General features: G+C 70.8%; 1 protein-coding gene. It reads right to left on the bottom strand.

Features of this window, described 5'->3' with window-relative positions; all coding sequences use genetic code 11:
- Positions 1–5: 5 nt before the first annotated feature.
- Positions 6–1,488, bottom strand: a 1,483-nt coding sequence (locus FVW20_RS15045) for an EAL domain-containing protein (RefSeq protein WP_307831577.1), incomplete at its 5' end; no start/stop codon positions are given.

Here is a 1,488-nt window from a genome sequence, read left to right on the forward strand (position 1 = left end):
GGCGGCTACGCGCCGCGCCGCCTGCGGTCTGGGCGGCCCGCGTCGGCGCACAGCACGTGGGGCGCGCCCGTGGCATCGGTGAAACGCACCGCCAGGGTCACGCACAGGTTGCCCGAGGCCCGCGAAATGTACGGGGCGGTCAGGCATTCCTCTATGCCGCTGCGCATGGGCAGGAAATATTCCTTCAGCGAATGGTCGGTGCCGCGCCGCGCGGGCTGGTAGATGAACCGCCTGCTGGCCGAGAGCCGGTAGGGGTTGCATGCCGTGTCCGACACCTGGCGGCCCGCGCCGTCCAGCACGTACAGGCATTCGAGGGCCGATTCCGCGTTCAGGTATCGGGCCAGCAGCATGTCGAAGTCGCCGGGGCAGGCGTGGTGCAGGTCCTCGCGCAGGCGGTGCACGGCGTCGCGCAGGGTGGCCACGCGGCGCTCCTCTTCCTCCACCTGGGCCAGGGTGAGCGCGGCGTAGGCGCGGGCCACGTTGTGCATGGCCGTGCCGCCTTCGGCCACCGCCCCTTCCGGCGAGGGATGCGCGAACAGGAAGCCCTGCATCACGTCGGCCCCCAGGTCCATCAGCAGGGCCGCCTCGCGTTCGTGCTCCACGCCTTCGGCCACGGTCATGGCCCCGATGCGCCGGGCCAGGCCCACCAGCGCCCGCACCACCTCCTGGCGATGGAACGAATCGGGCAGGCCGGATACCAGCGAACGGTCCAACTTGAGCACATCGGGCTTCAGCGCGGCGATGCGCTCCAGGTTGGAATGCCCCGCGCCCACATCGTCCAGGGCCACCAGAAAGCCCAGCTTGCGGTGGCGTGCGGCGAACTCCATCAGTGCGTCGGTGTCGTTCACCTGCGATTCCACGATCTCCAGCACCACGTTGTTGGGGCTGATCCGGCTGGCCTCTGCCAGTTGCCGGATATGCCCGGAACCCACCACGCCGCGCCGCAGCACGGCGGTGTCGATGTTCACGAACAGCAGCAGTTCCGGCCTGCGGCGTACCAGCGGGGCAAAGGCGGCAAAGGCCCGCTCGCGGCACAGGCGGTCCAGTTCCAGTGCGCTGCCGCTGGCGGCGGCGGTGGAAAACATGAGGTCGGGCGGCATCACCGCGCCGCCGGGCACGCGGCCCCGGCTCAGGGCTTCCATGCCCACCACGGCGTGGCGGCGCACGGAAACCAGCGGCTGGAACAGGGTGAACACGTCGGCAATGGCCACCCCCGGCACGGGGGACGGGACGGGGATGACGGGCTCTTGTGGGCGCCGGGGTGTCCCTGCGGATGAAGCGCCGCCATGGTGCGCAACGGCTGGAATGGTTTCGTCGGGCGGCATTTCGTCAGGCGGCATTTCGTCAGGCGGCATTTCTTCCGGGGACGAGCCGCCGTGCGCCGCGGTGCGCGCGGCGTCAGGGGTGTGGACATGCGGTCTGGCGGGCGAGGGGGAGCCTGCGCGCGCCGGGTTCGTGGCGATCATGCGGTCGTCTCGTTGGCGCGGC

Origin of the sequence: Nitratidesulfovibrio oxamicus (assembly GCF_015731765.1) — a bacterium.
GTDB lineage: Bacteria > Desulfobacterota > Desulfovibrionia > Desulfovibrionales > Desulfovibrionaceae > Cupidesulfovibrio > Cupidesulfovibrio oxamicus.